Here is a 26430-nt window from a genome sequence, read left to right as displayed (position 1 = left end):
GATAAAAACACGCTTTGATGCTTAAACTTATACGGTAAGGGGTAGAAATATGAATTCAGTGTCGCTCATTATCATTGCAGTGTGTTTTTTTCTTTTAGCGTATCGTTATTATTCGGCTTTTATCACGGCCAAGGTGCTGATGCTCAATGATGCCAATACGACACCGGCCATTTACTATGAAGACGGCCGGGATTTTGTACCTACCAACAAATGGATTGTGTTTGGGCACCATTTCGCTGCGATTGCCGGACCCGGTCCGCTGGTCGGTCCTATTTTAGCTGCTCAATACGGCTGGGGTCCCGCCTTTATGTGGATTTTACTAGGGTCGGTTTTTGCCGGGGCAGTGCATGATCTGGTTATTTTGTTTGCTTCCGTCCGCCACCGGGGCGAATCACTGGTAGTGATTGCCAAACGGGAAATCGGTCCGGTTGCGGGGGTAACGACTTCGTTGGCCGTACTGTTTATTGTTGTTGTCGCCCTGGCCGGACTGGGCATTGTCGTGGCCAATGCACTTTTAAACAATCCATGGGGAACCTATACCTTATCTATGACCATTCCTATTGCCTTAGTGATCGGGATATATATGTTCCGGCTGTTTCCCGGTGCTATCCGTTCCGGCTCGCTGGCCGGCTTTCTGCTTGTGTTATTGGCAGTTTTTTCGGGCAGCTACATTGCCGGTTCCCCTTTGGCCGGTTTGTTTACCCTAACGAAACATCAGCTTGCCATTGCTTTGCCGGTATATGGATTTATTGCCTCCGTGCTGCCGGTTTGGTTATTGCTTGCACCACGGGATTATCTGAGCACCTACATGAAGATTGGCACGATTCTGGCGCTCGCGCTCGGCATTTTTATCGTTCATCCCGATGTTACAATGCCTTTTACCACATCATTCATTTACGGCGGCGGTCCGGTCATTCCCGGTCCGGTCTGGCCTTATGTATTTATTACGATTGCCTGTGGCGCTGTTTCCGGCGCCCATGCGCTGATTTGTTCCGGTACCACTCCTAAAATGCTGGAACTGGAGACACAAGCCCGTCCCATTGCTTTTGGCGGAATGCTGGTAGAAGCGGTTGTTGCCGTCATGGCGCTGATTGCTGCAGTGGTGTTGACACCCGGTGATTATTTCGCGATTAACACGCCTGCGGCCGTATTCAGCAAATTGAATATGCCGGCAGTGGAAATCAAGCAATTATCGGCCCTGGTTGGGATTGATGTGGCTCACAGGCCGGGTGGGGCCGTGTCTCTGGCCGTGGGAATGGCGCACATTTTTTCCAGCATTGGAGGCATGAAGCACTTAATGAGTTATTGGTACCAATTCGCTATTATGTTCGAGGCCCTGTTTATTTTGACAACCATTGATGCGTTCAGCCGGGTTGGACGTTACATTTTGCAAGATGTGTTGGGGACTTATGTCTATACTCCTTTCAAGCAGGCTCACTGGTGGCCGGGCGTCATCCTGACCAGTGCGGCAATTTGTTTTTCCTGGGGCTATCTGCTTTATAGCGGTGATGTGGCTTCCATTTGGCCGCTATTTGGGGTTGCCAACCAGTTATTGGCAGTGGTCGCTCTGGCAATCGGGACTACGGTTGTTTTAAAGGTGGCACCGAAAAAAATCTATGCGGCAGTTACTGCTGTTCCTGCGGCTTTTTTGGCAGTGACTGTATTTGCCGCCGGCTATCTGAATATAAATTTGTTTTTTAAACGGCATGATTTGCTGGGCCTGATTAACGGAATTCTTTCGGTTGTGCTGCTTACTTTAGTTGCTGCGATTTTAATTGATGCATGCCGCAGCTGGATTAAGCTGCTGAAACGGGAAAAACCGGCGGGTTTGTCCGTACCGGCCGCCAGAGAGGCTGGTTCCGCAAAATAAAGATTCGACTTGATTAAGAAAAAGGTGCCGGGAAATGTTAAAGGGAGATGAGATAATGAACATAAATTTAAAGTGGGGTGACCGTTCTTTTAATGCTACATTGGAACCCGCCCAGGTAGCCCAGGTGATCGAAAGTAACCCTTATACGGTTGATAAGACGGAAGAGGAAATGATTCAGGCAGCACTGGCCCGGCCGCTGGCCAGCGCCAGACTGCGGGAACTGGTTCATCCGGGGGAGACGGTTTGCGTAGTTATACCGGATTCCACGCGGGCCTGGCAGAAGGTAGCCGCCTATTTGCCGCATGTAATAAAGGAACTGAATGACGGGGGAATTAAAGACACGGATATTACCATTATCAGTGCCACGGGTACGCATCGTACGCAGACCCGGGAGGAGCACGCCATGCTGTTGGGACCGGAACTGGCCGGGCGCTTCCAGGTTATTGACCATGAAAGCCAGGATGAGGCGAACCTGGTTTACATGGGGATGACAACCTGGGGTACGCCTGTATGGCTGAATAAAAAGGCCATGGTCTGTGACCACCTGGTACTGACGGGGGGGATTGTCTACCATTTCCTGGCCGGATGGGGTGGCGGACCTAAATATGTGTTGCCTGGAATCGCCGGCTATGAAACCGTAATGAAAAATCATGCCTGGTCTTTGAGCCCGGAAATAGGAGCCGGCACGGATCCCCGCATCCGGTCAGGCTATGTACGGAATAATCCGATTCACTTGGATATGATGGAGGCCGCCAGTTTTGCCAAACCCAGTTTTATGTTTAATGTAATCATGGGACCGGACGGCAATATTGCGGGGGCTGTGGCCGGTAATCTGGTCGCCGCTCATGCCGCCGGCCGGGAGCTTGTAGATGAAATTGACGGGGTTGTCATCCGGGAAAAAGCAGATCTGGTGGTGGCTTCAGCCGGCGGATTTCCTAAAGATATTAATCTTTATCAGTCTATAAAAACAGTAATCAATGCCAGGGAAGCGGCTAAGCCCGGTGGGGTTATCATTATTCTGGCCGAATGCCGGGAAGGAATCGGCGGTACTTCGGATGTACAGGATATTATCCTCCATTACGATACGCTTCTGGCACGGGAACAGGAATTGAGAGCCAATTACAGCATTTCCAAATTTGTCGGCTACTACATGTGTGAAACCGCAGCCAAATACACTCTGATTTACGTTACCACTTTAGATCCGGCTTTGCTGAAAAAGGCTAATATGGTAGCCGTCCGCACCCTGGAAGAAGCGCTGACGATCGCGTACGGAAAAATAAAAGGCGACGCCCGGATTCACGTTATGCCGCACGGTGCCAATACACTGCCCAAACTGGATTAATATGTTTTTCCCGGCAAAATAAAAATACCGTCTGCGAAAGTGCAGGCGGTATTTTTACATTTTTCTTGGGAGTATTTGGCTTCCTGGAGTTCCTGGAGTATAATAAGAATAATTATTTGAATTGGAAAGGAAATAAACAGATATGGCGGACGTGTATTACAGCGGCATTGTGTCTGCCGGTTTTGTGCGGCGCTGCAATCGTTTCGTTGTTGAATGCGATCTTCAGGGCAAACGGATTCAGGCACATCTGCCCAATCCGGGGCGGATGTGGGAACTCTTGTTCCCGGGACGGCTTTTGTATTTAACCCCCAGTGCGGGGGCGGAAAAAAAGACCCAATATAAGGTAGTCGGGGTCGAACGGAACGGAACGCCAATTCTGCTGGATACCCAGCTTAGCAACCTTGTTGCCGCGCAATTGATCCGGCAAAACCGGATTCCGGCATTTAGCGGCTGGGATGTAATGAAACGGGAGGTTACTTTCGGCGACAGCCGGTTCGACTTACTGCTGGGCCGGGGTGAGGAACGGTTTATTGTGGAGATTAAATCCTGCACGTTGTTTGGCCGGACCCTGGCCATGTTTCCGGATGCACCTACGGAACGGGGGCGAAAGCACTTGCGGGAACTGGCGGAACTGACCAAGGCCGGCTACCGGACGGGTGTGTTATTTCTGGTTCAATGGCGTCACGCACAGTATTTCTTGCCTGATTATCATACGGATTTGGCGTTCAGCCGGACTTTATACGAACTACGCCGGAAAATTGAGGTTGTGCCTGTGGCGGTGGAATGGCTGCCCGGGCTGATTCTGGGAAAGGAGAACCGGGTTTTGCCGGTTCCCTGGGAGATTATTGGCCGGGAAGCACAAGACGGCGGCTGTTATATTTTTGTTTTGCGGCTGCCGGTGGACAGCTCCCTGCCTGTCGGCACGAAAGGGATTATGCATTTTCCCCGGGGCTATTATCTTTATGTGGGGTCAGCCAAACAAAATTTAACCGCCCGGTTGGAACGCCACCGCCGCAAACGGAAAAAATTCCACTGGCACATTGATTACTTGCGGCAAATCTGCGAACCCCATGCGGCGATACCGATCCGGACTACCGCGCCGCTGGAACATGAAATTGCCGCGGCGGTAAGCAAAATCGCCGATTGGCGGATACCGGGCTTTGGCGCTTCCGATTGTGATTGTAACACTCATTTATTCGGCATGCGGGAGGATCCGGTTCACTCGCCGGCTTTTATCGAACTGCTGCAATACTTTCGCATGGACCGGCTGGATGATTTAAGGGACAAGATATAGAGAATGGAAAGCAGGAAAATGGCGGCCATTGCCATAAGTATTAATTAATACCATCCGGCAGGGTTGAAATTTGGCCGGAATTGGTATTCTATATAGTAAGTTACAGTGGAAAGGAAATGAAAGATACAATGGGAATCGGTTTTTTTGACTCGGGTGTCGGCGGAATTACCGTACTTCATAAGGCGCTTAAGCTGCTGCCCGGGGAAGATTACATTTATTATGCCGACACATTTCATGTGCCCTATGGCGAAAAGCCGCTGGCGGAAGTCAGAAAATATATTTTTGAGGCCGTTGAATTTATTGCCCAACAGCAAGTCAAGGCTTTAGTAATTGCCTGCAATGCGGCAACCAGCGCGGCAGTCAGGGATTTACGGGAGCGGTATCCGTTTCCGATTATGGGGATTGAGCCCGCAGTGAAACCGGCCATTCAGCAATGTCAGGGAAATGGGAAACGGGTTCTGGTGTTGGCTACCAGGCTGACTCTGCGGGAAGAAAAGTTTCAAAATCTGGTGGCGCGGCTGGATGACGAGCATATTGTGGACGGTTTGGCCCTGCCCGGTCTTGTCGAGTTTGCCGAAAAATTTCAATTTGATGAGCAGACAGTGCGGCCGTATTTGGAAAAGGCTCTGGCTCCTTATGACCTGAACCGGTATGGAACGGTGGTGCTTGGCTGTACGCATTTTCCTTTGTTTAAGGATACGATGCGAAAGATCTTTCCGGCTCAAACGGCAATTATTGACGGGGCTCAGGGGACGGTTATGAATTTGAAACGGAACCTGGAAAATCAGGACCGGCTGGGAGGGGGCTCCGGGGCTATTACTTATTATACTTCCGGTATTCGGGTGGACGAAAAAGAAAAGCTGGCTCAGTTTCAGACTTTATTGGCGAAGATGGATGAGATTGAGAGGACTGAGTGGAAATAAAAGGAATTTATGGAAAGCAACGAGAATAGCTTATTAATGGAAACATATTCTCTTTGCTTGCGGCCCGCCTGCCGGGATAAAGGCAGGCTATCATATGATATGTTCAGCCGATAAATAGCTGATTTAATTGGGAGAATCATGTGAGGAGGTTTTATATGGAAGTCAGTCCGGCTCTGGAGGTTGACCTGGATAAATTACAGCAAAACGCCGCCCGGGTGGTGGAAAAATGTCATCAACAGGGTATTGAAGTGCTGGGAGTCACCAAGGGTTTCAGTGCCATTCCCGAAATCGTTGCGGCCTTGGTGGCCGGCGGTGTGGACGGTTTGGCCGATTCCCGCATGGAGAATATCCTGGAATTGCATAAAGGCGCCTTTAATTTACCCATTACTTTATTACGGATTCCCCGGTTGAGCAACGTGGATAGCGTTGTCCAGGATACCGATATCAGCGTGAATTCCGAGATTACCGTAATTAAAGCGTTATCCGAGGCTGCGCTCAAAAGAAACAGGGTGCACAAGGTTTTATTGATGGTGGACGTAGGAGATTTGCGGGAAGGAATCCTGACGGAAAATGTCTTGTGCGCGGTCAAAGATATTGTCAAACTGAAAGGGGTCCGGCTGGTTGGCCTGGGGACTAACATGGGCTGTTTCGGCGGTGTATTACCCAGCTCGAATAATTTAGGTACATTGGTCAAGCTGGTCGAGGCGGTGGAACGATGTTACGGCATTCAGCTTGAGGTTGTTTCCGGCGGTGGAACGTCCAGTTTATTACTGGTGGAAAAACAACTGATTCCAGCCGGGGTGAATCAGTTGCGGATCGGTGAAGGAATCCTTCTGGGTACGGATACGACCAATAGCCGGAAAATTCCCTGGCTCCATCAGGATGCGTTCCGGCTGCTGGGGGAGGTTATTGAGGTCAAGTCCAAGCCTTCCGTACCTATCGGCCGTGTGGGGAGAGATGCTTTCGGCAATATTCCCCAGTTCGTTGACCGGGGCATACGGAAGCGGGCGATACTGGCCTTGGGCAAACAAGATATTTATATTGAGGGGATTACACCGGTTGATGAAAATATAACAATCATGGGTGCCAGCAGTGACCATTTGATTGTGGATATTACGGAAGCCCGGCAGAAGGTCAGGGTTGGTGATGAAATGGAATTCTTCCTGACTTATGCCGGTCTGCTTTCCGTATGCAATTCCAGGTATGTGGGGAAGATATATATAGGAGGCGGCCATGATTGAATTAGTGCGCACGATCGAACCCAGACTGATTCAGCGGCTGGTGCAGCTGGAAACAGAAGCCTTTGGAGCCGGTGGTATGAATGAGTGGCATCTGGTGCCGCTGATCCGGCACGGCCGCGTTTATGTAATCCGCGAGAATCATGAGGTGGTCGGCGCCGTTCAATATATGCTGGATTGGGATTTTCCGCAGCGGGCCTATATGGTCGGGGTATCGATTTCCCGGGAAGTCCGGGGCAGGGGGCTGGGCACCAAACTGCTCCGGGAGAGCATCCTGGCGTTGGCGCAGGATCACATTGAACAAGTGGAATTAACGGTGGATCCGGATAATGCGGCCGCGATTGCGGTCTATGAAAAAAAGCTGGGTTTCCAGGCTGTTGAGCTTCGCCTGGATGAATACGGCAGCGGCGAGAACCGGCTGGTTATGCATTTGCCGGTTGCCGCTTTTCCGGTGCGGCCGGAGAAAAAATAAAAAAAGAGCGTTATCCTTTTAGCCAAGGATAACGCTTTTTATTGTTTGGTACTACCACCACCAGCCGGGCCAGCCCCAGTGATGCCAGTGATGCCAGTGATGCCAAGAATGCCAGGGGCAGCAGCCCCACCAGCCCCCGCCCCAGCCCCAGCCAGGACGCCAGCGGCGCGTCGGGTAGCCGTTATAACGGTAATAGCTCATGATATGCCTCCTTCCGTCCTTGGTATTACATAATATGTAATACCAAAACGAGAGGTGCCGTTTTGCGGACGGAGGTTATTGCATGATTTTAGTACCGGAGACGAATACTATAATGTGGAAGGAGGGAGGAAGAATGAATGCCGACAGGGCGGAGGAAATTTTAAAATCACCGGATAGTATCGGAGTTCAATACCGTAACAACTATGTTTGGATTGAAGATATTGACAAGGGGCGTAATACCGCACATGTTACCTATTTGGAAAAGCATAATACGATTCACGTTGACATTGACCGGTTGGTGGAAACGGGGCCGATGCCTGATCTGACAGAATAATTATGGGTATTTTAGTTTGATTTGCAAAGGGAATCGCATAAAAGGGACTGGAGAGGCATGGCGCGTGCATTCCGGTCTTTTTTTATACTAGTGGTCTGTAAACCCTAATTCTATAGTGTTCTTACGAGAAGTTTTCCGCCCTGCTTTGTTTTCGTCGGCTTACATATTTCCGATATGCGCGCCTCCTCCGCCTCACAGGACGAAAAACCTCTCGCAATTCATCCTGTAGCTTTAGAGTTTACAGACCACTAGATACGTGATATTTTACCCATAACACCGGCAGGATGATTTGTCTGTATGTGGAATATGTCGTAAAGGAACGCATAGCATAAAATGTAACATAGTGAGGATTTCAGCATGGGAGATAAAAGCAGTGGTAGATAAAAAACATTTATCATTTGATTCCATTCTCGGCGGTACTAAGCCGATTACTGTTATTAATTCCGGTGATATATGTCCTTTCTGCCATCGGGACCAGTTGGAAGGAATTCTGGCGGAGGAAGGCCCCATTCTATTTTTGGTAAATAAGTATCCTGTCTTACAGGATACTTATCAGACGGTGCTAATTGAAACCTATGATTGTGATGCGGAACTGTCGACCTACTCCCGGGAGCATCTTCATAAGGTTATCCGGTTTGGTGTGGAAAAATGGCAGGAAATGATGCAGAGCGGTCAGTTTGCATCGGTCCTGTTTTATAAGAATCATGGCCCTTATTCCGGTGGTACGATTCGGCATCCGCACATGCAGATCGTCGGATTAAAAAACATTGATTATACACCTAATATTTCGCGGCAAAGCTTGCATGGTGAAATTATTGACTGCGATACCGGCGTGGAATTGAACCTGACCAGGGAGCCGCAAGTCGGTTTCTATGAGTTTAACGTCCGGTTGGAGAATTTGCAATATATCGACCGCATGGCCGATTATATCCAGATTGTAACACATTATTTACTGCATTACTTTAATAAACATTGTAAAAGTTATAATCTGTTTTTTTATCAGATCGACGGCATAATTACCGTTAAAATTATGCCGCGGTTTATTACTTCGCCGTTGTTTATCGGGTACGGTATCCCTCAGGTTTCCTGTCAGGCCCGTCAGGTTGTAAAAGAAATACAGAAAATTTACTTATAAATCCACTTTCCGCAGTCCTCTGTCAAGGATTTTTACTGACGGAGAAATAGCAAAAATACGGCCCGCTGCATAGGATAAAGTAGCCTTTACAAAATATGAATTGTTTAAAGGGAGGAATTAACATGGGTTTTGGTTGTGGTGGCGGCCGTGGAAGTTGGTGGATCATCATCATTATTATTATTCTACTGTTATTCTGCTGCTTCGGTGAAGAAGAATCGTTCAGCAGCAGTTCGACCATCTGTTAACAAATAAAAAGAACCACCGCCTTTCCGGCGGTGGTTCTTTTCCCATTAAAGACCCTTTGGGTCTTTCTTGTTTAGACCTGGGAGGCAGGATCGTTGAAACGGTCCCGGATTTCCAGAAATTCGGGGAGATTGGCAAAAAAAATATCTACCAGGACCGGGTCGAAATGCTGACCTTTTTCTTTTTCAAAATAGGCCAGGATTTGATCTAACGGCCAGGCTTTTTTATATACCCTGTCGCTGCCCAGGGCATCAAAAACATCAGCAATGGCGGTTATCCGGCCGTAAACATGAATCGCTTCCCCTTTAAGGCCCTGCGGATAGCCTTCCCCGTTGTATTTTTCATGATGTTGCAGTGCGATGACTGCGCCGGCCTGCATAATGGTCCGGTTGGAATTTTTTAAGATTTCATACCCGAGCATACCATGTGATTTAATAATTTCGAATTCATCGGCCGTAAGGCGGCCGGGCTTGTTCAGAATGTTGTCGGTAATACCCAGTTTTCCAACGTCGTGCATAGGCGTGGCAATCCGGATAATTTCGGCTTCTTCTTCCGGCAGTCCGTACTTGAGAGCCAGCAGACGGGAATATTCGGCAACCCGCTTGACATGATAGCTGGTTTCCCGCGAGCGGGCTTCGGAAAACTCACCAAGGGTAAAAATAATTTCCTTCTGAGTTTCTTCGATTTCTTTATTTAGATAGATATTATCGATGGCGGCGAGGACATTAAGCATTAAGATCTCCATAAACTTGGTTTCCCAGTCGTCTATGAGTCCGACTCCTTCAAGATAAATAAACGTTTCGTGACCGTGCTTGCTGCAAAAAAATTTATGGTATTCAGTAGAAGACGTATGGCCTTTGCGGAACATTTCCAGCGAGCAGGCTGAGAATACCTGGTTAATTGATTGTCCGACAATATTCCCGTAATTATCGGTAGCAGTCATTACGTAAAAGTCGCCATTGGTATCTTTTGTGGCAATCAGGCCGGAAAGAGTGCCGCGGTTCCGGGTTGTGTTCAATTTTAGAATGTCCGTCAGTTCATTTAGCACCCGGCCGGCCAGTTTATGCATGGATTGTGATTCCAGCAGGGAGGAAGAAGAGGCCAGAATGCGCTCAAGGGCCCGCTTGTTATTCTCAATAAGCATGATGTCCCTGTACGCCCTGAGAGAAGCCGTCAGTATGGTATACAATTTACGGGCCGTCATTTCCGTTTTTTCCCGGTAATCATTAATATCGTATTCCCGGATGACGACCTCTTCCGGTGCTTCCTGCGGCTGGCCTGTCCGTAAAATAATGCGGACAAAGAAATTCTTGAGTTCATCCCGGATATAAGATACAACATCCAAACCGGCTTTTTCACCATTGAGCATAACGTCCAAAAGAATGACGGCAGCATCGGGGTGACGGAAAATTGCCTGTTTAGCCTCTTCCCTGGTATAGGCACTGACAAACCGCAGGTGCTTGCCTTCAAAAGAAAAGCCGCTTAAGGCTTTTCGGGTGGCGGCGTGAATTGTTTTTTCATCGTCGACAATGATGACTTTCCATGTGGTATGGGGGGAATTTTCCACTGCGAACTGAAACAGTTCCTCGTCGGGAGATTCCGGTTTCCAAAGCAGGTATTCTTCGTCAAGCACTGGCAGTTAGCTCCTCTCAGTCGGGATTTTAATCAAAAAGCAGGTGTATTGTCCCGGAACACTGTCACATTCAATGGTTCCTCCCAGGCGGCGGGTAACCAGGGAATGGACGACAAACAGACCCAGACCCGTGTTTGCGGGCGAGGAATTCGTGGTAGCATAGGGTTCAAAAATTTTGTCAAGTAAGTCACCGGCGATTCCTTGACCGTCATCGGTGTATTTGATTGTTATCATGCCCGGTGTTGCGGTAACAGCAAGGGTTAAATGCCCCCGCTTACCGGACGGATAAGCATGAATCAGGGAGTTCATGATCAGATTGGTCACAATTTGTGATAATGCAGCCGGGTAGCCGGAAACAGAAAGTTCTTCCGGACAGGTGAAGGTCAGTTCATGTCCGGATTGTTTAATACGGGGTTTAAGGCCGGTCAATACCGACTGCAGGCAGGTGTTAATATTAAAATATACCTTGCTTTGCCGGCCATTGGCAGCAGCCTCTTCCCGGAACGCCCGGACAACATCGGCTGCGGTCTGCAAATTAGCGGCAATAATTTCAGCCGATTCTTTATATGACAGCAAGTATTTTTCCAGTTCCGATTTCTTCAATTCCCCTGTACTGAAGAGAGTATACAGTTCATTAATTTCTTCCGTCAGCCGGCTGGCCGCCAAGATGCCGGTGCCCAACGGTGTATTGACATCATGTGCGAAGCCGGCCACTTCGATTTGCCAGGAAGCCCCTTTTTTTACCGGCGGCGACAGGTGGGTGGTCGGTGCATAATAAGCGGAAAAACCGGCGTCGGCGCCGGAAGCCGGTTTTGTCGTTTTTTCCGGCAGTGACGGGGACAATTTAAGGGAAAATAAAATACTGAGCAATAGGAGCAGTCCGCCCCAAGCCGGCAGATAGCTAAGCGGCAAAGTAACGGAAACAGCTTCACTAACCGGTCCGGCAAGACTTATAAGCAAGAAGGCCGCCAAACCGGCCAAAACAATTTCCGCATCCCGGCGGCCGGTCCGGATGACTCGGATAAGCAGTAAAAATAGTGTCGAAAAAGTAATCATAGTCAAAACTAAAAATAATTTCAATGCTGTTATGGCGGTGAAGAGATTGGCAGCCACGCCGATAAGAGCTGCCAGAGCAAAGAGTAGATGAGTCTTTTGCCAAAAAGAAAGATGAAATAAGGCCGATTCTGCTGGAAAAGCCTGTACCGGATATAAACAAAAAGCAGGCGGTAAGAGAAAGAGAAAGCATAAAGCCAGATAAGGCCATAAGACGGATGTGCTCAATAAGGACACGCCGAGGCCGGATGACGCTACAATATAAATTCCGGCGGCCAGCGCGGTAGCCCCAAGCGGCAGATAGCGGCTGTCCCTTAAATTGGTAAGAAAGAGACAAAGTGGCAAGGCGATACTTAAAGATAAGAAAAATAATGCCAGCAGGGCACCCTCGGACAAATGAGTAGCGGTTATCAGGAAAGGGGAACTCCCGTCCCCCCGTGGCTGAGCACAGCTAAGACCCTGCCAAGCAGTTAACCAGGAAAATAACAGCAGGGAAAATATTCGTTTGGCAATCCATGGCAGGCTGAGGCAGTTCCTCATAATAAATCCCTACTCTGACATGTATTTTTTCATTTTTTCTATTCGATTCGAAAACCGATAATCCTTCAGACGGATGTCCGGTATTCATGTAAGCAAGGCTGCATTATTTTTTACTGTCGGCTTTTTGCAAAAATTTGACCAGATCAATTATATATCGTTGATGCGTGCCTTCTCCGATTTGTTCTTTTTCATCATACGCACGGACTTGGAAGGTAAGACGTTTACCGTCAATTCCTGCCAGCTCAGCTGTTGCGCGAACCCTCATGCCAATCGGCGTGGCCGCCATATGCTTTATTTCCAGAGCCGTTCCGACTGTTGTCATTCCTGACGGCAGGTGGGAATCTACTGCGGCCAGGCTGGCGCCCTCCATGAGGCTGACCATAGCCGGCGTGGCATAGACAGCTACACCGCCGCTGCCAAATTTTAGGGCGGTATTATTTTCACTTACAAGTTCCGATTTTTCAGCAGACATGCCAATCTTAAGGTTAAATTCCATGAAAACACCTCATTTTTTTGTTATTGTATCCTAATCTATTATAATCTACAGCATAACAAAATTTTTGCCAAAGACGCAAGGAATAATGAATATTTGTGAAAATAATCTCAAAAAAGAAGAGAAAAGATAAATGGGCGAGCTGAACCGGCCTAAACAGTCACAGACGTTATTTTTTTCACAAGAAGGGCTTTGTCTTTATACCTTACTCTGGATACAATAAAGTTGTATAGAGTTCGAGAGAATCGTCATTTATAAACTAGCATAAAGGGGTGGAGAATCCTATGTGGGAAAAACAGATCAATCTTAATCAGGTAGTTGAAATCCGAAGCAAAACCACGGTATATTTCGGTGTGGGAGCCATAAATAAGATGGAGGATATTGCCGGCAGCCTGGCAAAACGGGGTATCCGTAAAATAGTGGTCGTTACCGGACGCTCCTCGCATGTGAAGACCGGTGCCTGGGCTGTTACCCAAAAAGCACTGGATGAAAAAGGGATTACCTACATATTGTATAGCAAAATTACGCCCAACCCTACCGTCGATCAAGTGGATGAGGCCGCCAAACTGGCAAGTGATTTTGGGGCGCAGGCTGTCCTGGCTATCGGCGGCGGCAGCCCGATTGATGCCGCCAAAAGTGTTGCCGTTTTGCTGGCATATCCGGATCAAACGGCCAGAAATCTGTGTGAGTTTAAATTTACGCCGGAAAAAGCGGCGCCAATTATAGCTATTAATCTGACACACGGTACCGGTACGGAGGCCGACCGTTTTGCAGTGGTCAGCATTCCGGAAAAAGAATATAAGCCGGCTCTCGCCTATGATTGCCTTTATCCCTTATATTCCATTAATGACCCGGCGCTGATGACCATGTTACCGCCGGAGCAAACGGTATACGTATCGGTGGATGCGATCAATCATGTTGTTGAAGCGGCTACGACAATCAACGCCAATCCTTTGGCGATCACTCTGGCGCAAGAGACCGTCGGGCTGGTTGCCAGATATCTGCCGCTGGCCAAAGCCGAGCCGGACAATTTGACAGCGCGGTATTTTCTGCTGTATGCCTCGATGATTGCCGGTGTGGCTTTTGATAACGGCTTACTTCATTTTACACACGCACTGGAACATCCGCTTAGCGGCGTGAAGCCGGAATTGACTCATGGCCTGGGCCTGGGCATTTTATTGCCCGCTGTTGTCAAACAAATCTACGCCGCCAAGTCGGAAATTCTGGCTCATATTCTTGCGCCCATTGTACCGGGGCTGACCGGTTCGCCATCGGAGGCGGACAAGGCCTATGCCGGGCTGAAGAAGTGGCTGAAAGAAATTGGTATTAAGGAACATCTTGCCGAAGAAGGCTTTACGCAAGCCGACGTGGAAAAGTTGACGCAACTGGCATTTGAAACTCCCAGTCTGGAATTGTTGCTAAGTTTGGCGCCCGTTCCGGCAACCCGTGAAACAGTCCGGGCTATTTACCAGGATTCGTTATAAAAAGCAGATATTCTTATCGCCGCGCCAAGAACTTACTTGGTGCGGTTTTCTTTATAGGACTGAAAAGTATAAGTTTATAGCCGATAACGGCAGAAGAATCGCCTTATCAACGATGCGCCGTTGCCACTTAACCTCCGCTTATGACAAGACGATCCTTCTGCCTGGATTGTTCGCCCAAAATGATTTCCAGATGGTTTTCCTGCGCCTCGAGCCCTGCGCCATGGACCGAAAAACCGCGTTAGCGGTTTTTCTTATGGGATTGGTGGGATTTGGCTTGGGCTTCTGGACGGGCGGAAAGAGGATTTTGGCCCGTCCGCCAGGAATTTAAATGTTAGTTGCAACTCAATGATTATGGAGGTTCACCGATGGAGAGGCAGCTTTCAAAAAGACAAAAAGGATTTATTATAATGCTGGCTTTACTGGGAGTATTGTCCGGCGCCTGGTTTTCGTTTTCCGCTAAGGCGGGTAAAATGCTGCAGGATAACCTGATCCGTCAGATAAGCCAGCATCTGAATGGGAGGCTGCAGGTAGGAGACATCGGTTTGACGGTGTCAGGCTGGATCGCAGTAAAAGATGTGGCTCTTTATGATGCCGGCGGAAATATCCTGCTTCGTGTTCCTATATTGAAACTGAATTATCGCTGGTCCGACCTTACTCATGGGAATGTAGGCCTGCAAAGTATAGAAAGTGTCAGGCTGGAAGGAGCCGAAATCTGGCTGCAGGAGAAAAACAGCCGGTGGAATTGGGAAGGTCTGCTAAAAGATAGCGGTAAAGAAACAACGGGATATCATGGAAATCTTGAATTGGCCGATGGAAAAATTCATGTGGCGACCGGTTTGTTTAACCAATTGATGGAGAATGTAAGCGGCTCACTCGGCTTTCAGGCGTATCCCGACGTAGCTGTTAATTTACAGGGAAAAACAGGAGGAAAGGACCTGAGCATTTCCGGCCATTGGGGTGAGGAACGTCCCGGTGAAATGGCAATTCGGCTGGCTGAATTGGATTTAGCCCCTTTAGCCAAGTCGTTTACGACTGAACAGGCGGTGCATTTAACGGGCGGAAAGCTGGAGCAACTGACCATTACGGCTAAGCGCCAGACTAACGGGGCGATTACATACAGGCTGGACAGTAGTTTTTCCGGGCTGGCTCTCGACGGGAAGGTTAAGATCCGGGAGGGAAGCGGCAAAATCAGCAGTGATGGTAAAAAAGTGCAGTTTACCGACCTTTCGTTGCAGATTGGCGGGCAGCAGGCAACAGGTAAAGGGACCGTTTCCTGGCAGAATAGCAACAGTTCTCTGGAATTTTCCCTCGCCCTGCCTGATGTTGATCCGGCAGCTTTCTTAAATGGCTTGGAAATACAGCGGCCGCTGGCGATTCAACTGCAGGTGGATGGATCATTGACCCAGCCCCGCATCCGGGGAAGCTTCAGTGCACCGCAGTTTCGTATGGCAGGTATGGCGGTGGACAATATCAGCGGATCTTTTCGTTACAATGCTCCGCAACTGGTGCTGGAAGAGGCCCACGGCGAACTTTATCAAGGTACACTGGCCGCTGCCGGTACGATTGATGCGGAAACTCAAAACTATGAGCTGGATGTCTCCGGGCAAAACATGGAAAGTTCCCGTCTTACCGATAAGGATGTGCACGGACCGCTGGCTTTTACCGGCCATACAAGCGGACACAGCAGTGATGCAGTAACAAAGGGGACGTTTACTATTCAGGATGGTAAGGCCTATGGCATTGCTTTTCGCACGATGACCGGTTCGTTTGTAAAGCAGGGTACGGCTACGGAGATTTCCGACCTTGCCGTAAACACGTCCTTAGGAACCTTTTATCCCGAACAATTAAGTAAAGAAGCGATGGAAAGACTAAAAAGCCGGCAGGTTCCCACAACCCGGGCCGAATTACAACAGGCTGTAGCCAACAAGCTTGTACAGAGTCTCTTCCATTGACAACAAAAATAGTCATGCCCTTTTATAAAGGGCACGACTATTTTTATTTTGATAAATGTTAAGTTCCGGTCAGGGAGAGAGACTGGGGGTCCGACGGGGTCGCCTGGAATTCTACACCGGGATTCCGTTCTCTCAGCCAGTTGAGCTGCCATTCATTACTAATGAGTATCAGCGGACGCTCTTTAATATCCTGAACGACCATGCCGTTATCCAACCCTTTAAGGGCTTTCAGATTTAAATTTTCACCTTCCAGCCAGCGGGCCACACCGTACGGCAGGGTGTTCATCAGGATATCCACGCCGTATTCCTGTTTGAGGCGGTATTGCAATACGTCAAACTGCAGGCTGCCCACAGCGCCGATGATGAACGATTCGACCATGTCCGGCTGGCGGAAGACCTGAACGGCGCCTTCCTGGGTTATTTGGGTCATTCCCTTGAGAAACTGCTTGCGTTTCATCGTATCTTTGGCTTGCACCCGGGCGAATTGTTCCGGCGGAAATACAGGAAACCCCTGAAAGCGGAAATCACGGCCAACCTGGCATAACGTGTCGCCGATACCGAACATGCCGGGATCAAAGACGCCGATGATATCTCCCGGAAAGGCTTCTTCCACAATGGTACGGTCTTGCGCCAGAAACTGCTGCGGCTGGCTAAGCCTTACCTGTTTAGCGGATTGAACATGATATACCGTCATTCCCCGCTCAAACTTACCGGAGCAAATCCGCATGAAAACAATACGGTCCCGGTGGGCGGGATTCATATTGGCCTGTATTTTAAAGATGAAAGCCGAAAAATCAGCGCTGTCCGGACGAATGGGGCCGGCTGATGAAATCCGGGGCGCCGGGGGAGGCGCTAATTCCAGGAAGGACTCCAGAAACGGCTGGACGCCGAAATTGGTCATGGCACTACCGAAAAACATAGGTGTAAGCTCACCATGAGCCACTTTTTCCGGGTCAAATTGGTCGCCAGCCATATCCAAAAGCGCAATGTCGTCGCACAGACTTTGATGGATTTCTTCCCCCAACAGTTGGCGAAAAACCGGATCATCAACGCTGCCGGCGGTGGAAGCAACCATTTTCTGGCCATGGGAACTGTCCTTGTCAAAAAGTTCCACCCGGGCTTGCCGGCGGTTATAAATGCCTTTGTAATTTCCGTCGACACCAACGGGCCAATTCATGGGATAGGCGCGGATTCCGAGTGTTTTTTCAATTTCTTCCATCAGGTCAAAAGGATTACGGCCAAAATGGTCCAATTTGTTGACAAAGGTAAAAATCGGAATTCCCCGCTGTTTGCAGACGCGAAACAATTTCTTGGTTTGTTCTTCCACCCCTTTGGCAACGTCAATCAGCATGACGGCGCTGTCGGCGGCCATAAGCGTCCGGTAGGTATCTTCGCTAAAGTCCTGGTGGCCCGGAGTATCGAGAATATTGACCCGGTAACCCTGATAATCGAATTGCAGGACACTGGAGGTTACGGAGATACCCCTTTGTTTTTCGATTTCCATCCAGTCGGACACGGCATGTTTTTGTGCTTTGCGGGCTTTGACAGACCCGGCCAGATGTATGGCTCCGCCGTATAGAAGGAGTTTTTCGGTTAGCGTTGTTTTGCCGGCATCGGGGTGAGATATGATCGCGAAGGTACGTCGTTGGGAAGCTGTACTCATAGTGTCTTGCATAATTCCTCCGATTGATTTTCTTTTGGGACCGGAAAGCTAAATACTTTCCTTCCATATTAAAGACCCTTAGGCCTTTCTTGTGGGATCAGAAAGTATAACTTTTCGGGTTATTTCTAAACATAACACATTCTTCTTAAGAAAGCCGAAAAGTAAAATACTTTCTTTCCATTTAAAGACCCATTGGGTCTTTCTTACATTGTGTTGATAATCTGAGTTAATAGAACGTAAAGTTTAGAAACAATCGTAAAAATTATACCTTTTTTTTGGCTGGACAGCAAGATTTTCTATGATACTGCTGAACCCCACATTTCGCACCCTGAACTTATAGCGACAATGAAAAGGAATGGGACATAAAGCTTTTTCAAAAGAAACGCAGAACTGCCTGAAGTGCCGTCCTGCGTTTCTTACCTATTTTACCGGGGATTTTCTGCAGGGTCCGGATTAACCGGGCTTTTCAGCCAAATGTCACTACTTTCTTGCGGAATACCGGCAGCAGGAAGGCCATTTTCCAGAAATTCCCCGACCTCTTTGGGGTACGTGCGCCGGGCAGTTTCGGAATCAGATAAAATGCGAATTGTCATGCATGCCATCTCCTGCTTTATTTTGCCACATTACAAGAAAATGAAATCCGGTAAATTTTTCATGGGATCGGAAAATATAACTTTTCGGGCTATCTCCCCAAAACGCATGTTTTTGCTTAGAATGCCGAAAAGTAAAATACTTTCCTTCCATTTAAAGACCCTTTGGGTCTTTCTTATGCAAATAGGAGATAATGAATCACTACCTGTTAATACGGTTCAGTACCGGACTATAGAGGATACCAGGCAAGTGAAAGGGAATTGCGTATTTTGTCCTGCAGGTATACCCTGTAAGCAATGGTAAATACGGAATTTGTACGATATTTTCATTTTGCGGGGGAAGGCGTTATGAACAGTTATATCATTTATGACTGGAACGGCCGGATGAAATGGGCGGAAGTTTTTGGGTGCTTTTTGGTCGATCCACTTTATATTAATGAGTTTTTGCAGGCTAAAGGGGATGCCAGAAAATTGCCGTTAAATACTACTATTTATTGAGGGCCACCGTATCTGAAACGGTGGTAATGGAGAGGAGCGGGGAACGAATGAAGAATGCTGTGGTAAATCCCGAAACGTTAGAGGCGATATATCATGATTTGGAAGTAAAAGCAGCAGTGGATGTGGCCGCGGCTGTCAGACTGACGGAACTTGTGGCCACCGAACTAAAAGGCAAGCCTTCTGCCGCCGCAGCTTGTCCTGAGACGGCTTTACCGGGCAGGCCGGCGGCAATGCTTCTCCAGGCTGCCAGGGATATTTACCGGTTTTCACAGCCGGGAAGCATTCCCATTGAAAAAATTATTGAATTGCGGGATTCTTTGTATCGGTTTCAGTCTCTTTGAACCTGCCAAAGTTTTTAAAATATTTTAAAAAAACCTTTCCCAGAGAGCAGGAGAATATAAGCTGAAAAAGAATATATCTTATTAAGCTGAATTTGAAGAGGGTTTGATTTATAAAAGTACGTGCATTTTTTAACAAACTACGTACTGCTGTAAAATAAGCTACAAAAAACTTACTGCTTTTTTTCCGGGGTTATTTTTTGACAAAGTACGTGCATTTTTTAACAAATAAAAAATCAAATTTAACAGGATAAGAATCCTTGCCTTTATGAAGCAGTAACCGAAAAAAATAACAACTTAGCGGTGTTGCAAGTATCAAACCCCGCAAAACAAAGCACATTAAAAGGGAGTCTTTTCATACAAATACGCGTATGCGTAAGCCGTCATTTTAATAACCCACATTTCGCACCCAGCTTTGTCGACAGTATTTCTCCTAATTTATAGCCCTAATAAAATAAAGGGGTCATAGTCCTTTAAAAATTCACCAAGTTTATCTTCCCCGGGAGAAACAGTGTCAAATAATAGAGGCCTGCGAAAAGTGAGTCAATAAATAAAAAGGAAGGTGTATTTGTCTATGAAAGAAGTAGTAATCGCCAGTGCCGTACGTACGGCTGTCGGCAACTTTAACGGGTCGTTGGCATCGCTGTCCGCCACGGAAATGGGGGCTCTTGTTGTGCAGGAAGCCTTGAAGCGGGCCGGCGTCGCGCCGGAAAAGGTCGATGAGGTCATTCTGGGCAATGTTCTCCAGGCCGGTCTTGGTCAGAATCCGGCTCGCCAGGCCGCCGTGAAAGCGGGATTGCCTTATGAAGTTCCGTCTTTTACCGTCAACAAAGTGTGCGGTTCCGGTCTGAAAGCCGTTAATCTGGCGGCGCAGGCTATTTTGACCGGGGATGCGGATATTATTGTTGCCGGCGGTATGGAGAGTATGACTAATGCGCCCTATCTTTTGGAAAACAAGGCACGGTGGGGATACCGCATGGGTAACGGCAAGGTAGTTGATGAGATGATCCAGGACGGGCTATGGTGCGCCTTCAATGATTATCACATGGGAATTACCGCGGAGAATGTGTCGGAAAAATTTGGTATTACCCGGGAGGCGCAGGACCAGCTGGCTCTTGCGTCGCAGGAAAAAGCATTAAAGGCAATTGAAAACGGCGCTTTTAAAGAGGAAATTTTACCGGTTACGATCAAAACGAAAAAAGGCGATGTTGTTTTTGATACGGACGAGTATCCCCGCCCCGGCAGCAACAGCCAGGCCTTATGCGGCCTGCGGCCGGCTTTTAAAAAGGATGGTACGGTTACGGCCGGCAATGCATCGGGGATTAATGACGGAGCCGCTGCCTTAGTGGTTATGTCTGGCGATAAGGCCAAAGCGATGGGTATTAAACCGCTGGCGCGGATTCTTGCTTATGGCGTGGGCGGCGTGGATCCGGCGATTATGGGGATGGGACCGGTGCCGGCTACCCGTAAAGCGTTGGCTAAGGGCAATCTGTCCATCAGCGACATGGATTTAATTGAAGCCAATGAGGCTTTTGCCGCTCAGTTTTTGGCAGTCGGCAAAGAACTGGGCTTTCCGCAGGAAAAGGTCAATGTCAATGGCGGCGCCATTGCCCTGGGTCATCCCATTGGCGCCAGCGGCGCAAGAATTCTCGTGACCCTTCTCTATGCCATGAAACATCGCGGCGCCAAACGGGGTCTGGCTACGCTGTGCATTGGCGGCGGCCAGGGCTGTGCAACCATTGTGGAAAGCTTGTAGCCGGCGGTAAGCCGCGTTAAAAAAATGAGGAGGGATTTTCATGCAGTTTGAATTCAATGAAGAACAAAAAATGATGCAAAAAATGGTGCGCGAATTTGCGGAAAAAGAATTGGCGCCCACGGTGGCGGAGCGGGATGAAAAAAGTGAATTTTCCCGTGAGCTTTATAATTCCATGGGTGAAATGGGACTGACCGGTATTTGCTTCCCGGAAAAGTATGGCGGCGCCGATGGCGATGTTTTAAGCTATATTTTAGCGGTGGAAGAATTGTCCCGCGTGGATGACGGCATAGGGATTACGCTGTCGGCATCCGTTTCCTTATGCTCCTGGCCTATTTTTGCCTACGGAACGGAAGAACAGAAACAGAAGTATTTAGTGCCGCTGGTAGAAGGAACTAAGTTGGGCGCGTTTGGTCTGACCGAACCCAACGCCGGGACGGATGCGGCTTCCCAACAGACGGTTGCTGTTGCCGATGGCGACCATTATGTCTTAAACGGCAGCAAAATTTTTATTACTAACGCGGGGGAAGCCGATACCTATGTCGTGTTTGCCATGACGGACAAATCCAAAGGAGTAAAGGGAATTTCCGCTTTTATTCTGGAAAAGGGCATGCCCGGTTTTACTTTTGGCAAGCAGGAGCATAAGATGGGCATCCACACCTCCCTGACGATGGAACTGGTATTCCAGGATGTAAAAGTGCCGAAAGCTAACTTGCTGGGCAAGGAAGGCGACGGGTTTAAAATTGCCATGAGCACTCTGGACGGCGGCCGGATCGGTGTTGCCGCGCAGGCGCTGGGCATTGCGCAGGGAGCATTGGAACATGCCGTGAAATATTCTAAAGAACGGGTTCAATTCGGTAAACCCATTGCCGCCAATCAGGCCATTGCCTTTATGCTGGCTGATATGGCTACTTCGGTTGACGCCGCCCGTTTGCTTGTTTACCGGGCCGCTTATCTGAAAGGAAAAGGCCTGCCTTATTCCAAAGAGGCGGCCATGGCGAAGATGTTCGCATCCGATGCCGCTATGTCGGTTACTACCGACGCCGTTCAGATCTTCGGCGGTTATGGCTATAGCCGGGAATACCCCGTGGAACGTTTGATGCGGAACGCTAAAATCACTCAAATCTATGAAGGAACTAACCAGGTACAGCGCATGGTTGTTTCCGGTTCCATTCTGCGCTGATATTCGGCAAGGAAGTCCGCGGGCCTGCTGTTCCGACCTTTAAGGCTTTCCACCAGGAGGCAAGATCATGGATATTATTGTTTGTGTCAAACAAGTGCCGGATACGACGGAAGTAAAGATTGATCCGGCGACCAACACGCTGATCCGGCAAGGGGTGCCAAGCATTGTCAATCCCTTTGACAAAAATGCGCTGGAAGCAGCACTGCAATTAAGAGAAAAGCACGGCGGCAAGGTGACTGTCATTTCTATGGGGCCGCCGCAGGCCAAAGACGCGTTAAAGGAATGCGTGGCTATGGGCGCCGACGAGGCGCTGCTCATAAGCGACCGGGCCTTTGGCGGCGCCGACACGCTGGCGACCAGTTATACTCTGGCGGCTGCCATTCGTAAAGTTGCCAAATTTGATATTATTTTGTGCGGCAAGCAGGCCATTGACGGCGATACGGCTCAGGTAGGGCCGGAAATAGCCGAACACCTGGGTATTTCCCAGTTAACCTATGTTGCCAAGATCGGCGTGAATGGCGAGGTCGTTACGGTCGAACGGGAACATGAGGACGGCTATGAAGTAATTGAGACGAAGCTGCCCGTATTGCTCACGGTTGTAAAATCGATTAATGAACCGCGGTTTCCTACGGTTAGAGGAACTATGAAAGCCAACCGGAAGGAAATACCGGTCTGGACGGCAGCAGACCTGGTTGTACAGGAACAAAGACTCGGCCTCAAGGGGTCACCCACCCAAGTACGCAAAATCTTTACGCCGAAACAGCGCACGCAGGGAGTGATTATCCAGCGGGATACGGCACGGGAATCGGTCGCCGAACTGATGCAAAAACTGACCGATGCCAAGATTGTGTAACGGGAGGAAAGACCAATGGCTGTTAAAGTAACGAAAGAACAATGTATCGCCTGCGGCGCTTGTGTAAATACATGTCCGTTTGGCGCCATTACCACCGAGGAGGATGACAAGGCTCTGATTACCGAAGCCTGTACGGCCTGTGGCGCCTGTATTGATGTTTGTCCGGTCGGAGCCATTATCCGGGAGGAAGAAGCGAAAACGGCAGGCATTGATAAAAGTGCTTACCGGGATGTATGGGTTTATATTGAAATGAATGAAGGACAGCTCCGCAATGTCGGCCTGGAACTTTTGGGTGAAGGGCGTAAACTGGCGGAGGCCATGGGACAAAGACTGTGCGGTGTATTGATTGGCGATAACGTTGAGCCGGTCGCCAAAGAGGCTTTTGCTGCGGGAGCGGATGCCGTCTATCTGGTTGAGGGACCGGAGTACGCGCATTACAGTCCGGATGCATTTACCATTGCCTGCACCGATCTCATAAAAACCTATAAACCATCCGTTTTCTTACTGGGGGCTACCAATGACGGCCGGGATTTGGGGCCGCGCGTGGCCTGCCGGGTGGAAACGGGTTTAACGGCCGATTGTACCGGATTGGGTATTGACGAACAGACGGGGCTGGTGGCCTGGACCCGTCCGGCTTTTGGCGGCAATATTATGGCTACCATCTTGTGTCCGGAGCATCGCCCGCAAATGGGAACGGTACGGCCCAAGGTATTCAAGAAGCCGCAGCCTGATTACAGCCGCAGCGGTGAATTAATCCGGGTTGCCAGTAAAGTCCGGCCAACGGATATTCGCACCAAACTGGTCGATGTGATCAAAGTCTGTACGGCCAGTTGTAACCTGGAAGAAGCCGAAATCATTGTGTCCGGTGGCCGCGGGATGTGCAAACCGGAGAACTTTGTATTGATTGAAGAACTGGCGGATGCGCTTGGCGGGGCGGTCGGCGCTTCCCGGGCAGCGGTGGATGCGGGCTGGAAGCCGGCGTTGCACCAGGTCGGCCAGACCGGAAAGACGGTGGGACCAAAAATTTATTTTGCCTGCGGCATTTCCGGCGCAATCCAGCATTTGGCCGGTATGTCCTCGTCCGACATTGTCATTGCTATCAATAAAGATGCGGATGCTCCCATTTTTAAAGTCGCCGATTATGGCATTGTGGGCGATGTGATGGAAGTTCTCCCCATACTCACAGAGGAATTTCGCAAGTTGCGCGGAAATTGAAAAGGGAAATCGAAAACCAAGAAACCATACATAAAGGGGTGTTTTTATGGAATTCAAACGCGTGTTAATTATTGGGGCCGGGCAAATGGGCAGCGGCATTGCCCAGGTTATGGCCCAGAACGGTATTGAAGTGGTTTTGCGGGACATAAAAAAGGAATTTGTTGACAAGGGAATCAACGGCATTACCAAAAATTTGAACAAAAGTGTGGAAAAGGGCAAAATAACGGCGGCCGAAAAGGATGCGGCCCTGGCTAAAATCTCCGGCGTGGTCGATTTGGACGAAGCTGCGTGTAAAGTAGATTTGGCGCTGGAAGCCGCTGTGGAAAATATGGAAATAAAGAAAGATATTTTTCTGACCCTGGATAAATTCTGTCCGGCTCATACCATTTTGGCCAGCAATACGTCTTCCCTGCCTATTACGGCTTTGGCGGCGCTGACCAAACGGCCCGCTCAGTTTGTCGGCATGCACTTCTTCAATCCGGCGCCGGTTATGAAGCTGGTAGAAGTGATTACCGGCCTGGCAACCAGTGAAGAAACGTTTACAGCCGTAAAAGAATTGGCGGAAAAGTTGGGGAAAACACCGGTTAAAGTGGCCGACTATCCCGGTTTTGTCGGCAACCGGGTCATGATTCCCATGATTAATGAAGCGGTCTATGCCCTCATGGAAGGTGTGGCCAGTGCGGAAGATATTGATAATGTGGCTAAGCTTGGTTTCAATCATCCCATGGGTCCCCTGGCGTTGTCCGATTTGATCGGCAATGATACCGTTTTGTATATTATGGAAGTCCTGTACAATGGTTATGGCGATCCCAAATATCGTCCCTGCCCGCTTCTGAAAAAGATGGTGCAGGCCGGTTATTTAGGCCGTAAGACCGGTAAAGGGTTTTATGATTACGCCAAATAAAATAGGGGGAGAGGGATCATGATGGGGCAATTTGAAAATCTGTTGTTTGAGAAGGACAACGGCATCGGGATGATCACCATTAACCGGCCGAAAGCGCTGAATGCGCTGAACGGCGCTACCCTTAGCGAATTGGATGCTTTGTGCGATCAATTGGCCAAAGACAATTCGGTTAAAGTCGTGATTGTGACCGGCAGCGGTGAAAAAGCCTTTATAGCCGGCGCCGATATTACGGAAATGCAGCCTATGTCCGCCGTAGAAGGCCGCAATTGGGGGAAATTCGGCCAGGCCGTGTTTAATAAACTGGAGAATCTGCCGCAGCCGGTGATTGCTGCCGTCAATGGGTTTGCCCTGGGGGGCGGCTGTGAACTGGCTATGGCTTGCGACATTCGCATTGCGTCGGAGAAGGCTAAATTTGGCCAGCCTGAGGTTACTCTGGGCATTACGCCTGGTTTTGGCGGCACGCAGCGGCTGCCCCGTCTGGTTGGAAAAGGACGGGCCAAAGAACTGTTGTATACCGGCGATATGATTGATGCCGCAGAGGCTTATCGAATTGGTCTGGTCAATAAAGTAGTGCCGCCGGAAGAACTGCTGACGGTGGCGAAAGGAATGGCGGCTAAAATCCTGTCCCGGGCGGCGGTTGCCGTTCAGCTTTGTAAGGCTGCCGTCAACGAGGGGATGGATATGGACCTCGATTCCGGTGTGGCTTATGAGGCGGAAGTATTCGGATTGTGTTTCGCTACAGCCGACCAAAAAGAAGGTATGACTGCTTTTACGGAAAAAAGAAAAGCTAACTTTACCGGTAAATAAAGTTTGAAAATCCGGGCCGCCATTGCGGAGGCCACTGAAAAAGTCCCTATGATGCTAAAAAAGGTATAGTCTCTCAATAAAACTGAAGAGGCTGTACCTTTTTTCCTGTATAATTAAGGTATCAAAGGGAGCAGGTGAGTCAAATGATACAACAACAACAAGCCATGGTTTTAAGTCCCTATATAGAGCTCTATAACTTGATTATTCCCAAGGATAATATGCTGCGACAAATCAGCGAACTTGTTGATTTCTCCTTTGTGTATGAGGAATTGAAAGAGCGCTATTGTCTGGATAATGGCAGAAATGCGATTGACCCGATTCGGATGTTTAAATATTTGCTGCTCAAAACGATCTTCGAACTGTCTGACGTGGACATCGTCGAGCGATCCAAATATGATATGTCGTTTAAGTATTTTCTT

At 48.9% G+C, this 26430-nt stretch carries 25 protein-coding genes; 20 read left to right on the top strand and 5 right to left on the bottom strand.

All coding sequences use genetic code 11. The features are described from left to right. The first annotated feature begins 49 nt into the window (after nucleotides 1-49). From LUCIF_RS11325 to LUCIF_RS11290, 8 genes are all read left to right on the top strand, one after another. A complete protein-coding gene (locus tag LUCIF_RS11325; RefSeq protein ID WP_122628005.1) occupies nucleotides 50-1870 on the top strand; it encodes a carbon starvation CstA family protein in 1821 nt (606 codons plus the stop codon). Between the two features lie 55 nt (nucleotides 1871-1925). Beyond that, on the top strand, nucleotides 1926-3212 hold the full coding sequence (locus LUCIF_RS11320; protein WP_207857514.1) for a lactate racemase domain-containing protein: 1287 nt from the start codon (nucleotides 1926-1928) through the stop codon (nucleotides 3210-3212). A gap of 142 nt (nucleotides 3213-3354) precedes the next feature. Next, a complete protein-coding gene (sfsA, locus tag LUCIF_RS11315; protein ID WP_122628004.1) occupies nucleotides 3355-4506 on the top strand; it encodes a DNA/RNA nuclease SfsA in 1152 nt (383 codons plus the stop codon). 116 nt (nucleotides 4507-4622) lie between these two features. Further along, nucleotides 4623-5429 (top strand): glutamate racemase, encoded by an 807-nt coding sequence (gene murI, locus LUCIF_RS11310; protein WP_207857512.1) that lies wholly within the window; start codon nucleotides 4623-4625, stop codon nucleotides 5427-5429. Nucleotides 5430-5584: 155 nt separating this feature from the next. Further along, nucleotides 5585-6670 (top strand): alanine/ornithine racemase family PLP-dependent enzyme, encoded by a 1086-nt coding sequence (locus LUCIF_RS11305; protein WP_122628002.1) that lies wholly within the window; start codon nucleotides 5585-5587, stop codon nucleotides 6668-6670. Then, on the top strand, nucleotides 6663-7139 hold the full coding sequence (locus LUCIF_RS11300) for a GNAT family N-acetyltransferase (protein ID WP_122628001.1): 477 nt from the start codon (nucleotides 6663-6665) through the stop codon (nucleotides 7137-7139). Before LUCIF_RS11305 ends, LUCIF_RS11300 begins: the two co-directional genes overlap by 8 nt. A gap of 334 nt (nucleotides 7140-7473) precedes the next feature. Then, complete coding sequence (locus LUCIF_RS11295) at nucleotides 7474-7674, top strand: H-type small acid-soluble spore protein (RefSeq protein ID WP_165865971.1); 201 nt, start codon at nucleotides 7474-7476, stop codon at nucleotides 7672-7674. A 373-nt stretch (nucleotides 7675-8047) separates the two neighbouring features. Beyond that, a complete protein-coding gene (locus LUCIF_RS11290) occupies nucleotides 8048-8809 on the top strand; it encodes a DUF4931 domain-containing protein (RefSeq protein ID WP_122627999.1) in 762 nt (253 codons plus the stop codon). A 316-nt stretch (nucleotides 8810-9125) separates the two neighbouring features. Here the strand turns inward: LUCIF_RS11290 and LUCIF_RS11285 are convergent, their stop codons facing one another. The 3 genes from LUCIF_RS11285 to LUCIF_RS11275 all read right to left on the bottom strand — a co-directional run bounded on the left by LUCIF_RS11285 (nucleotide 9126) and on the right by LUCIF_RS11275 (nucleotide 12774). Beyond that, a complete protein-coding gene (locus LUCIF_RS11285; RefSeq protein ID WP_122627998.1) occupies nucleotides 9126-10685 on the bottom strand; it encodes an HD domain-containing phosphohydrolase in 1560 nt (519 codons plus the stop codon). 6 nt (nucleotides 10686-10691) lie between these two features. Beyond that, nucleotides 10692-12278 (bottom strand): sensor histidine kinase, encoded by a 1587-nt coding sequence (locus LUCIF_RS11280; protein ID WP_122627997.1) that lies wholly within the window; start codon nucleotides 12276-12278, stop codon nucleotides 10692-10694. A 103-nt stretch (nucleotides 12279-12381) separates the two neighbouring features. After that, entirely contained in the window at nucleotides 12382-12774 is a 393-nt protein-coding gene (locus LUCIF_RS11275; protein WP_122627996.1) for a thioesterase family protein, read from the bottom strand. A 281-nt stretch (nucleotides 12775-13055) separates the two neighbouring features. On the opposite strand from LUCIF_RS11275, the gene LUCIF_RS11270 reads away from it, so the two are divergent. The 3 genes from LUCIF_RS11270 to LUCIF_RS11260 are packed head-to-tail and all read left to right on the top strand — an operon-like array spanning nucleotide 13056 to nucleotide 16207. Then, nucleotides 13056-14255, top strand: a complete 1200-nt coding sequence (locus tag LUCIF_RS11270; protein ID WP_122627995.1) for an iron-containing alcohol dehydrogenase — start codon at nucleotides 13056-13058, stop codon at nucleotides 14253-14255. After that, entirely contained in the window at nucleotides 14218-14583 is a 366-nt protein-coding gene (locus LUCIF_RS26070; protein ID WP_165865970.1) for a hypothetical protein, read from the top strand. The genes LUCIF_RS11270 and LUCIF_RS26070 overlap by 38 nt, the downstream gene beginning before the upstream one ends. Nucleotides 14584-14620: 37 nt before the next feature. After that, nucleotides 14621-16207, top strand: a complete 1587-nt coding sequence (locus tag LUCIF_RS11260) for an AsmA family protein (RefSeq protein ID WP_122627993.1) — start codon at nucleotides 14621-14623, stop codon at nucleotides 16205-16207. Nucleotides 16208-16265: 58 nt separating this feature from the next. Here LUCIF_RS11260 and LUCIF_RS11255 read toward each other — a convergent pair whose 3' ends face one another. Both LUCIF_RS11255 and LUCIF_RS26065 read right to left on the bottom strand, forming a co-directional pair. Beyond that, nucleotides 16266-17882 carry a peptide chain release factor 3 gene (locus LUCIF_RS11255; RefSeq protein WP_122627992.1) on the bottom strand — a complete coding sequence of 539 codons (1617 nt, stop codon included), beginning with the start codon at nucleotides 17880-17882 and terminating at the stop codon, nucleotides 16266-16268. A gap of 413 nt (nucleotides 17883-18295) precedes the next feature. Then, nucleotides 18296-18463: a hypothetical protein gene (locus tag LUCIF_RS26065; RefSeq protein WP_165865969.1), complete on the bottom strand. Its 168-nt coding sequence runs from the start codon at nucleotides 18461-18463 to the stop codon at nucleotides 18296-18298. A gap of 345 nt (nucleotides 18464-18808) precedes the next feature. Between LUCIF_RS26065 and LUCIF_RS26060 the strand changes: the two genes are divergently transcribed. The 9 genes from LUCIF_RS26060 to LUCIF_RS11210 form a co-directional block, all read left to right on the top strand. Further along, nucleotides 18809-18958 (top strand): hypothetical protein, encoded by a 150-nt coding sequence (locus LUCIF_RS26060; RefSeq protein ID WP_165865968.1) that lies wholly within the window; start codon nucleotides 18809-18811, stop codon nucleotides 18956-18958. 47 nt (nucleotides 18959-19005) lie between these two features. After that, nucleotides 19006-19299, top strand: a complete 294-nt coding sequence (locus LUCIF_RS11245; protein WP_122627990.1) for a hypothetical protein — start codon at nucleotides 19006-19008, stop codon at nucleotides 19297-19299. Between the two features lie 571 nt (nucleotides 19300-19870). Further along, the gene (locus LUCIF_RS11240) at nucleotides 19871-21052 is read left to right on the top strand and encodes an acetyl-CoA C-acetyltransferase (RefSeq protein ID WP_122627989.1); all 1182 of its coding nucleotides are present in this window, start codon (nucleotides 19871-19873) and stop codon (nucleotides 21050-21052) included. A 40-nt stretch (nucleotides 21053-21092) separates the two neighbouring features. After that, the gene (locus LUCIF_RS11235) at nucleotides 21093-22232 is read left to right on the top strand and encodes an acyl-CoA dehydrogenase (RefSeq protein ID WP_122627988.1); all 1140 of its coding nucleotides are present in this window, start codon (nucleotides 21093-21095) and stop codon (nucleotides 22230-22232) included. A gap of 67 nt (nucleotides 22233-22299) precedes the next feature. Continuing rightward, the gene (locus LUCIF_RS11230) at nucleotides 22300-23085 is read left to right on the top strand and encodes an electron transfer flavoprotein subunit beta/FixA family protein (RefSeq protein WP_122627987.1); all 786 of its coding nucleotides are present in this window, start codon (nucleotides 22300-22302) and stop codon (nucleotides 23083-23085) included. A 15-nt stretch (nucleotides 23086-23100) separates the two neighbouring features. Then, nucleotides 23101-24300, top strand: coding sequence for an electron transfer flavoprotein subunit alpha (locus LUCIF_RS11225; RefSeq protein WP_122627986.1), 1200 nt, complete (start codon nucleotides 23101-23103; stop codon nucleotides 24298-24300). Between the two features lie 46 nt (nucleotides 24301-24346). Beyond that, nucleotides 24347-25204 carry a 3-hydroxybutyryl-CoA dehydrogenase gene (locus LUCIF_RS11220; RefSeq protein ID WP_122627985.1) on the top strand — a complete coding sequence of 286 codons (858 nt, stop codon included), beginning with the start codon at nucleotides 24347-24349 and terminating at the stop codon, nucleotides 25202-25204. A 21-nt stretch (nucleotides 25205-25225) separates the two neighbouring features. After that, nucleotides 25226-26011 carry a short-chain-enoyl-CoA hydratase gene (locus tag LUCIF_RS11215; RefSeq protein ID WP_122628052.1) on the top strand — a complete coding sequence of 262 codons (786 nt, stop codon included), beginning with the start codon at nucleotides 25226-25228 and terminating at the stop codon, nucleotides 26009-26011. Nucleotides 26012-26154: 143 nt separating this feature from the next. Next, on the top strand, nucleotides 26155-26430 hold a 276-nt coding region (locus LUCIF_RS11210; protein ID WP_133306299.1), incomplete at its 3' end, for a transposase.

This window comes from Allolucifera butyrica (assembly GCF_900476375.1).
Classification (GTDB): Bacteria; Bacillota; Negativicutes; order Sporomusales; family UPPP01; genus Lucifera; species Lucifera butyrica.
This window is presented reverse-complemented; position numbering and strand designations above follow the sequence as displayed.

Excerpts from the sequence above, each read along its gene's own strand:
- LUCIF_RS11325 (WP_122628005.1), top strand. The coding sequence starts at position 50 with ATGAATTCAGTGTCGCTCATTATCATTGCAGTGTGTTTTTTTCTTTTA.
- LUCIF_RS11320 (WP_207857514.1), top strand. The coding sequence starts at position 1,926 with ATGAACATAAATTTAAAGTGGGGTGACCGTTCTTTTAATGCTACATTG.
- sfsA (WP_122628004.1), top strand. The coding sequence starts at position 3,355 with ATGGCGGACGTGTATTACAGCGGCATTGTGTCTGCCGGTTTTGTGCGG.
- murI (WP_207857512.1), top strand. The coding sequence starts at position 4,623 with ATGAAAGATACAATGGGAATCGGTTTTTTTGACTCGGGTGTCGGCGGA.
- LUCIF_RS11305 (WP_122628002.1), top strand. The coding sequence starts at position 5,585 with ATGGAAGTCAGTCCGGCTCTGGAGGTTGACCTGGATAAATTACAGCAA.
- LUCIF_RS11300 (WP_122628001.1), top strand. The coding sequence starts at position 6,663 with ATGATTGAATTAGTGCGCACGATCGAACCCAGACTGATTCAGCGGCTG.
- LUCIF_RS11295 (WP_165865971.1), top strand. The coding sequence starts at position 7,474 with ATGAATGCCGACAGGGCGGAGGAAATTTTAAAATCACCGGATAGTATC.
- LUCIF_RS11280 (WP_122627997.1), bottom strand. The coding sequence starts at position 12,278 with ATGAGGAACTGCCTCAGCCTGCCATGGATTGCCAAACGAATATTTTCC.
- LUCIF_RS11275 (WP_122627996.1), bottom strand. The coding sequence starts at position 12,774 with ATGGAATTTAACCTTAAGATTGGCATGTCTGCTGAAAAATCGGAACTT.
- LUCIF_RS11270 (WP_122627995.1), top strand. The coding sequence starts at position 13,056 with ATGTGGGAAAAACAGATCAATCTTAATCAGGTAGTTGAAATCCGAAGC.
- LUCIF_RS11260 (WP_122627993.1), top strand. The coding sequence starts at position 14,621 with ATGGAGAGGCAGCTTTCAAAAAGACAAAAAGGATTTATTATAATGCTG.
- LUCIF_RS11255 (WP_122627992.1), bottom strand. The coding sequence starts at position 17,882 with ATGCAAGACACTATGAGTACAGCTTCCCAACGACGTACCTTCGCGATC.
- LUCIF_RS26065 (WP_165865969.1), bottom strand. The coding sequence starts at position 18,463 with ATGACAATTCGCATTTTATCTGATTCCGAAACTGCCCGGCGCACGTAC.
- LUCIF_RS26060 (WP_165865968.1), top strand. The coding sequence starts at position 18,809 with ATGAACAGTTATATCATTTATGACTGGAACGGCCGGATGAAATGGGCG.
- LUCIF_RS11245 (WP_122627990.1), top strand. The coding sequence starts at position 19,006 with ATGAAGAATGCTGTGGTAAATCCCGAAACGTTAGAGGCGATATATCAT.
- LUCIF_RS11240 (WP_122627989.1), top strand. The coding sequence starts at position 19,871 with ATGAAAGAAGTAGTAATCGCCAGTGCCGTACGTACGGCTGTCGGCAAC.
- LUCIF_RS11235 (WP_122627988.1), top strand. The coding sequence starts at position 21,093 with ATGCAGTTTGAATTCAATGAAGAACAAAAAATGATGCAAAAAATGGTG.
- LUCIF_RS11230 (WP_122627987.1), top strand. The coding sequence starts at position 22,300 with ATGGATATTATTGTTTGTGTCAAACAAGTGCCGGATACGACGGAAGTA.
- LUCIF_RS11225 (WP_122627986.1), top strand. The coding sequence starts at position 23,101 with ATGGCTGTTAAAGTAACGAAAGAACAATGTATCGCCTGCGGCGCTTGT.
- LUCIF_RS11220 (WP_122627985.1), top strand. The coding sequence starts at position 24,347 with ATGGAATTCAAACGCGTGTTAATTATTGGGGCCGGGCAAATGGGCAGC.
- LUCIF_RS11215 (WP_122628052.1), top strand. The coding sequence starts at position 25,226 with ATGGGGCAATTTGAAAATCTGTTGTTTGAGAAGGACAACGGCATCGGG.